Origin of the sequence: Intrasporangium chromatireducens Q5-1, from assembly GCF_000576575.1 — a bacterium.
Lineage (GTDB): Bacteria > Actinomycetota > Actinomycetes > Actinomycetales > Dermatophilaceae > Intrasporangium_A > Intrasporangium_A chromatireducens.
Genome location: NZ_AWQS01000201.1, coordinates 1 through 6,820 on the forward strand (window position 1 = coordinate 1; position 6,820 = coordinate 6,820).

The 6,820-nt window shown below is 70.9% G+C and carries 7 protein-coding genes and 1 pseudogene; 1 reads left to right on the forward strand and 7 read right to left on the reverse strand.

All coding sequences use genetic code 11. From position 1 onward, the window contains the following. Nucleotides 1-63 precede the first annotated feature (63 nt). The 6 genes from rimM to ffh all read right to left on the reverse strand — a co-directional run bounded on the left by rimM (nt 64) and on the right by ffh (nt 5,406). Nucleotides 64-615, reverse strand: coding sequence for a ribosome maturation factor RimM (gene rimM, locus N864_RS17295; RefSeq protein WP_034719805.1), 552 nt, complete (start codon nt 613-615; stop codon nt 64-66). Between the two features lie 147 nt (nt 616-762). Beyond that, entirely contained in the window at nt 763-1,005 is a 243-nt protein-coding gene (locus N864_RS17300) for an RNA-binding protein (protein WP_034719807.1), read from the reverse strand. Nucleotides 1,006-1,007: 2 nt separating this feature from the next. After that, complete coding sequence (gene rpsP / locus N864_RS17305) at nt 1,008-1,505, reverse strand: 30S ribosomal protein S16 (RefSeq protein WP_034719811.1); 498 nt, start codon at nt 1,503-1,505, stop codon at nt 1,008-1,010. A gap of 176 nt (nt 1,506-1,681) precedes the next feature. Continuing rightward, the gene (locus N864_RS23755; protein ID WP_240474378.1) at nt 1,682-2,617 is read right to left on the reverse strand and encodes a GNAT family N-acetyltransferase; all 936 of its coding nucleotides are present in this window, start codon (nt 2,615-2,617) and stop codon (nt 1,682-1,684) included. Further along, nucleotides 2,607-3,695 carry an amidohydrolase family protein gene (locus tag N864_RS17315; RefSeq protein ID WP_034719813.1) on the reverse strand — a complete coding sequence of 363 codons (1,089 nt, stop codon included), beginning with the start codon at nt 3,693-3,695 and terminating at the stop codon, nt 2,607-2,609. The genes N864_RS23755 and N864_RS17315 overlap by 11 nt, the downstream gene beginning before the upstream one ends. Before the next feature lie 88 nt (nt 3,696-3,783). After that, nucleotides 3,784-5,406 (reverse strand): signal recognition particle protein, encoded by a 1,623-nt coding sequence (ffh, locus tag N864_RS17320; protein ID WP_034719816.1) that lies wholly within the window; start codon nt 5,404-5,406, stop codon nt 3,784-3,786. A gap of 184 nt (nt 5,407-5,590) precedes the next feature. Here ffh and N864_RS17325 point away from each other — a divergent pair, with 184 nt between their 5' ends. After that, entirely contained in the window at nt 5,591-6,055 is a 465-nt protein-coding gene (locus tag N864_RS17325; protein WP_051518738.1) for a hemerythrin domain-containing protein, read from the forward strand. A 16-nt stretch (nt 6,056-6,071) separates the two neighbouring features. Here the strand turns inward: N864_RS17325 and N864_RS25135 are convergent. Beyond that, nucleotides 6,072-6,820: pseudogene (locus N864_RS25135) on the reverse strand ([protein-PII] uridylyltransferase); the annotation flags it as partial.

Consider the following 6,820-nt stretch of genomic DNA (forward strand, 5'->3'; position numbering starts at 1 on the left):
TTGCGAACCGTCGAGTGAGCGCGAACTCCGGAGTTTGCGCTCACTCGAGGGGTGGGGAGGGAGTCAGGGGTTGCGGTAGAGGTCGAAGAGACCGGGCGGCGCGTCGACGACGACGTGGTCCTCGCCGACCTCGGGGACGATCTCCTCGACGAACGGCACGTAGGCCGTCACGCCGTCGGTCAGCTCGACGACGAGCCGGTCCTGGGCCGCACCGACCTCCAGGCCCGTCACGGTGCCGATGACCGCACCGGCCGGGTCGTGCACCGCGAGGCCGACGAGGTCGTCCTCGTACCACGCGTCGTCGTCCTGCTCGTCGTCCTGGGCAGCCGCGTCGGCGTCGAGCAGCAGCCGCGTCCCACGCAGCCCCTCGGCCCCGGTCCGGTCCGGCACCTCCTCGAAGGCGACGAGCCAGACACCGTTGTGGACCCGTGTCGACCGGATGGTCAGCTGACGGGGGACGCCCGAGCCGGCCCGGGCCTCGGTGTCGATGACGTTGCCCACGGCGAGGCGGGTCTCGGGGTCGTCCGTGTGCAGCTGGACCGTGACCTCGCCCCGCAGCCCGTGCGGTTTGCCGATCCGTGCCACCACCCTGTCGTCCGCCCTGTCCTCCGCCATGCGGGGATCCTCTCAGCCCGGCCGGGCGCGGCGCCAACCCGGCCCCGCGCCCGGGGCAACGCTGCAAGGGCAGGCGGCTCAGCGGCATACCGGGGCATGCGAAAGGGGCGCCCCGGAAAGCCCGGGGCGCCCCTTCAGAGAAGCGATCTAGCGCGCGCGGTCCGTGTCGACGATGTCGATGCGGACGTTCTCGCCCTGCGCGAGGGCGGACATCACGGTGCGCAGCGCACTTGCCGTGCGGCCGGAGCGGCCGATGACGCGGCCGAGGTCGTCCGGGTGGACGCGCACCTCGAGCAGCTCGCCGCGGCGCAGCTCCTTGCGACGCACGACGACATCGTCGTCATGGTCGACGATGCCCTTGACGAGGTGCTCGAGCGCTTCCTCGAGCACGGTCAGGACCCCTCGCTGGGCGACTCGGCCTTCTCGGACTTGATGTCACGCTCGGCCTCGAGCTCGGTCGTGACCTGCGCCTCGACCGCGTCCTCGATCGCCGCGACGTTCTCGGCGTCCTCGGCACGGGCCTCGGTGCGCTTCTCGGCCTTCTTCTTCGGGGTCCGAGCGGACGAGTCCTCCGTGGTCTTGCCCGCAGCGGCGACCGCCGCCTCGTAGCGCTCCTTCTTCGAAGGACCCTGCTCCTTGGTCTTGACGTTGCCCTCGCGGACGAGCTTGATCAGGGCCGCGACGGCCTCGGTCGGCTGCGCGCCGTTGTGGATCCAGTAGTCGGCCCGCTCCATGTCGATCTCGATGAGCGAGGGCTCCTCGGTCGGGTGGTACTTGCCGATCTCCTCGATCGCACGACCGTCCCGCTTGGTGCGGGAGTCCATGACGACGACGCGGTAGAACGGTGCACGGATCTTGCCCATGCGCTTCAGACGAATCTTGACTGCCACTGGTGTGGTGTCTCCTGTTTCTGGTTGTGAGCGCGGCAAGACCGGGTGGGGACACGCGGGGAGCCGGGACTCGGTTGTAGGCACCCACGACTGACGAGAGGGGCCTGACGCGGGCGGGTACAGCGGACCATTCTGCCAGATCGCGCGAGCCCCTCGGACCACACCGGTCGGAGCCGTCAGGGGAACGCGGCGCGGACGCGGAGCGCGATGTCGACGACCTCGCGCTTGGTCGGGTCGGCGACCGGCTCGATGACGGGCACCTGGCCCGCCTCGAACCCCGCGCGCGCGATGCCGATGCGCAGCTCGACCGGTGAGACATGGCACTCCACGACGCCGCCGACCGGAGACTGCCGGAGCAGCTCCCAGAGGACGGCCGCGTCGGGGACGTTGCGCACCGAGAAGACCGGCAGGGACAGCTCTGCGGCGACGAGGTTGGCGAGCGGCTTGCCGTCCACCCCGGGAACCCCGTTGATGATCAACGCCATCCGGTGGGGACGATGCGGTCGATAGGGCACGGCCGGCCAGTCCGACGACAGCATGGCATAGCGGTCGTGGTCGCGCCACGCCCGGCGCTGGTCGTGCCTTCCCGGCAGGTAGAGGTAGTCGCGCGAGAAGCCCTCGTGCACGAACCCGAGGTTGCGGACCAGTCCGGCCGAGCGCGAGTTGGTCGGCTGGATGTTCGCCTCGATGCGGTGCAGGCCCATGCCGCTCGGCTCGTCGGAGAAGGCGATGTCGATGACCAGCTCGAGCCCCTCCGCGAAGAGGCCACGCCCCGCATAGGGGTCGTAGGCGTCATAGCCGATGGTCGCGCTGCGGAACGCGCCGTGCACGACGTTGGAGACGTTGACCCGGCCGACGAGACCGTGGTCGCCCTCGGGGTCGCGCGCACGGATCATGAAGGTGCGGTAGCCGGGCGACTGCGCCGCGAGGACGTCGCCCAGGTTGTTGGGGTCCGGGATGGCGAAGTCCGACAGGCGCCGCGCCGACCGCGTCACCGCTTCGGCGTATGCCGCTGTGTCGGCCCGCGTGGGCGGCCGCACCTCGACGCGCTCCCCCATGCGGGACAACGCCGGCGGCACGCTGCCGTGCTCGAGGGGCGTGTCAGAGGACAACGCGACCTCGCAGCACGACGCCCTTGGGATCCGCGACGACGGTGATGTCCTGCCGGGGGTCGGCTCCGTAGACCACGATGTCGCCGTCCGCGCCCTCCTCGATGCCCGGCCGGCCGAGCCACCGCCGCGCCCCCCACGTCGCGGCGTCGAGCGCCTCGAGGGTCGACAGGCCGGCCCTGGTCAGCTCGGCCATCTCCTGGGCCACCAGCCCGTGCGGCAGGCTGCCGCCGGCGTCGGTGCCGACGTAGATCGGCACCCCGGCCTCGTGAGCCGCGCCGATGGTGTCGTAACGGCGCTCGTGCAGCTCGAGCATGTGCCGGTGGTAGGCCGGGAACTTCTCCTGGGCAGGCGCGGCGATCTGGGGGAACTGGGCGATGTTGACGAGGGTCGGCACGATCGCGATGCCCTGGGCGGCGAAGGTGTCGATCGAGTCCTCCCGGAGCCCCGTCGCGTGCTCGATGCAGTCGATGCCGCCCGCGGCGAGGTCGCGCAACGACTGCTCGCCGAAGCAGTGCGCGGTGACCCGGACCCCCTCCTCGTGGGCCGCCTTGATCGCTTGGGCGAAGACCTCCCGCGACCAGCTCGGCGTCAGGTCGCCGACCTCGCGGTCGATCCAGTCACCCACGAGCTTGACCCAACCGTCGCCGCGGTGGGCCTCGAGCCGGACGTACTTCTCGAGCTCGTCGGCCTCGACCTCGTGGGCGAAGTTGCGCATGTAGCGCCTCGTCCGGGCGATGTGGCGTCCGGCGCGGATCACCTTGGGCAGGTCGTCGCGCTCGTCGATCCACCGCGTGTCGCCGGGCTGGCCGGCGTCCCGGATGAGGAGCGCGCCGTGGTCCCGGTCGGTCAGCGCCTGCTGCTCGGCGACGTCGCGAGGCACCTCGCCGTGGGGCCCGAGCCCGATGTGGCAGTGGGCGTCGACGAGTCCGGGCAGGACCCATCCCTCGATTGTCTGGACATCGGCCGCACCCGCCGGAGCCGTGAACGAGACCTTGCCGTCGACGATCCACAGCTCGTCGCGGGTCTCATCCGGCCCGACGAGCACCTGACCCCGCACACGAAGCACCGGCGCATCCATGCCTCGACCCTATCCATGAGTCGCGGCTCGACCACATCACCCGGCGCGCTCCCCTGCCTCGACCTCAGCGTGGACCTCTGCGTGGACCTCAGCGGCCGCCGAGGAACTTCTCGAACCCCTTCGGCAGCGCGGAGGGGTCGAAGTCGGGCAGCTCGCCGTCCCCGTTCCCACCGGCGCCCGGCATGCCGAAGGCCGACGCCGCGGACTTCTGCCGGCTCTCGGCGGCCTTCTCGGCGAGGGCCCGCTCCTCGGCGGCGCGCTTCGCCGGGTTGCCGCTCTTGCTCTTCTTGCGCTTCTGCTGCTGCGCCTTGGCCCGTTTGCCGGCCCCCGGGATCCCGGGCATGCCCGGCAGACCACCGCCGCCGCCACGAGCCAGCGACTTCATCATCTTCTGGGCCTGGCCGAACCGCTCGAGCAGCTGGTTCACGTCGGACACCGTGACCCCGGAGCCCTTCGCGATGCGCGCCCGCCGGGAACCGTTGATCTGCTTGGGGTGCGTCCGCTCGAACGGCGTCATCGAGCGGACCATCGCCTCGACTCGGTCGAACTCCCGGTCGTCGAAGGCGTCGAGCTGCTCCCGCATGCCCTGCATCCCGGGCATCATCTTCAGCATCGACTTGAGCGAACCCATCTTCTTGATGGCGTTCATCTGCTGCAGGAAGTCCTCGAAGGTGAAGTCCTCCTCGGCGAGGAACTTCCGGGCCATCTCGTCGGCCTGGCTGCGGTCGAACGCCTTCTCTGCCTGCTCGATAAGCGTCAGGACGTCGCCCATGTCGAGGATCCGGCTCGCCATGCGGTCGGGGTGGAACACCTCGATGTCGGTGACCTTCTCACCGATCGAGGCGAACATGATCGGCTCGCCGGTGATCTCGGTGACCGACAGCGCGGCACCGCCGCGCGCGTCACCGTCGAGCTTCGACAGGACCACACCGGTGAATGCGACGCCGTCGTGGAAGGCCTGGGCGGTCTCGACCGCGGCCTGCCCGATCATCGCGTCGATGACGAAGAGGACCTCGTCGGGCTGGACCGCCGCGCGGATGTCGGCAGCCTGCTGCATGAGGTTGGTGTCGACGGCGAGCCGGCCTGCCGTGTCGATGATGACGACGTCGTGCTGCCGGGCCTGTGCCTCGGCGACGCCCGCCCGGGACACTGCGACGGGGTCACCGAACGAGCGGGTGCCCTCGCCGGAGTCGAGGACGGCGTCGTGGCCGCCCATGTTGCCGCGCTCCGGGGCGAAGACCGGCACCCCGGCGCGCTCTCCGGTCACCTCGAGCTGCGTCACCGCGTTGGGCCGCTGCAGGTCGGCGGCGACGAGCAGTGGCGTGTGGCCCTTGTCCTTGAGCCAGCGGCCGAGCTTGCCGGCGAAGGTCGTCTTGCCGGAGCCCTGCAGACCGGCGAGCATGATGACGGTCGGCGGCTGCTTGGCGAAGCGGATCTGCCGCGTCTCACCACCGAGGATCGAGATGAGCTCCTCGTTGACGATCTTGACGACCTGCTGGGCCGGGTTGAGCGCCTGGCTCACCTCGGCGCCGAGCGCCCGCTCGCGCACCCGGCTCGTGAACCGCTTGACGACCGGCAGTGCGACGTCCGCGTCGAGCAGGGCCAACCGGATGTCCCGAATCGCCTTGTTGACGTCGGTCTCGGACAGGCGGCCCTTGCCGCGGAGGTTCTTGAAGGTCGCGGTCAGGCGATCAGACAGGGTTCCAAACACGCACGCAAGCCTAACCGCTGGCCGAGTGCGCTCCCGCCCACCAACGATTCCGGTATGCCGCTCAGCGCGCTCCTGCTCGCGAGCTGCCCTCTCGCTCGGGTTGGCCGAGGCGCTTCCGGGGTAGTACCGGGCCAGCCGGCGCCGCCCTCGCCGGCTCTACTCACACCCCGAAAGGACGCATCCGATGGCCGGAGTCGTGACCCTCATCAAGGACGACCACGCACAGCTCGAGAAGGTCTTCAAGCAGCTCGAGGCGCAGAAGGGGGACGTCAAGAAGCTGCTCCAGCAGGTGGAGGAGCTGCTCGTCCCCCATTCGAAGGCCGAGGAGGAGGTGGTCTACCCGGCCATCAAGCAGACTGCTCCCGACGAGGCGGACGAGGTCGACGACGGCTTGGCCGAGCACCACCACGTCGAGGAGGTGCTGACCCAGCTGCTCGGCATGGACCCGGACGAGCCGGGTGCCGACGGTCTCATCGCCGCCATGATCGGCGAGGTGCGCCACCACGTCGAGGAGGAGGAGCAGGACATCCTGCCGAAGTTCTCCGACGAGGCCTCGAACCAGCAGCTGAGCGAGCTCGGCGAGCGGTTCACGGCCGCCAAGGAGAAGTATCTGGAGGAGCTGCGGTCCGCACGCAGCCGCACGGCGTGAGCAGCCGGGGCTGAGCTCACGAGCCGTCGCACGCGTCGATGATCGCCGCCACGGCGTGGGCAGCCCGCGCTGGCTGCAGGCTGCCCCCGGTGTACTCGGTGACATAGAAGGTGTCGAGGGCCTGACCCGCGTGGGTCGCGACGTGCGCGGAGCGGATCCGCAGCGACGCGCGTGCCAGCGCGAGACCGATGTCGCGCAACAGGCCCGGGCGGTCGGCAGCCCGGACCTCGATGACCGTTGCGAGATCCGAGGCTCCGCCCACCACGAAGGCGCGCGTCTGGCCCGCCGAGCCGGAGACCGCGCTGCGGACGGGCCGGTCGGCTCGGTGCCGGTCGAAGGCGGCGAGCGGTCCCCGGTCGCCCGAGCGGACGCGGACGAGGTCCCGCGTGATCCGCTCGGCGACCGGGGCCTCCCCGCCCGGCAGGTCCACCCACCACTCGTTGACCGCAAGCCCGTCGTGCGTCCGCACCGTGGCCGACCGGATCACGCAGCCGTGTGCAGCCAGGAGCCCCGCGCTGTCGGCGAAGAGCCCTGCCCGGTCCCGGTCCAGGATGACCAGCCGGTGCGCCCCACCCCGCACCTCGACCTCGACAACGGGACGCCCCGTTGCCAGCGCCTGCAGCTGGGGTGGGGTGAGCACCGCGCCGGACGGCGGCACGACCGGCTCCGGCGGCGCGCTGCCCTGGCTTCCTTCGGCGAGGTCCCTGCGCCCCAGCTCGTGGAGCCGGTCCACGAGGCTCGCCCGCCAGTCGGTCCACGCGAGCG

Excerpts from the sequence above, each read along its gene's own strand:
- rimM (WP_034719805.1), bottom strand. The coding sequence starts at position 615 with ATGGCGGAGGACAGGGCGGACGACAGGGTGGTGGCACGGATCGGCAAA.
- N864_RS17315 (WP_034719813.1), bottom strand. The coding sequence starts at position 3,695 with ATGGATGCGCCGGTGCTTCGTGTGCGGGGTCAGGTGCTCGTCGGGCCG.
- N864_RS17325 (WP_051518738.1), top strand. The coding sequence starts at position 5,591 with ATGGCCGGAGTCGTGACCCTCATCAAGGACGACCACGCACAGCTCGAG.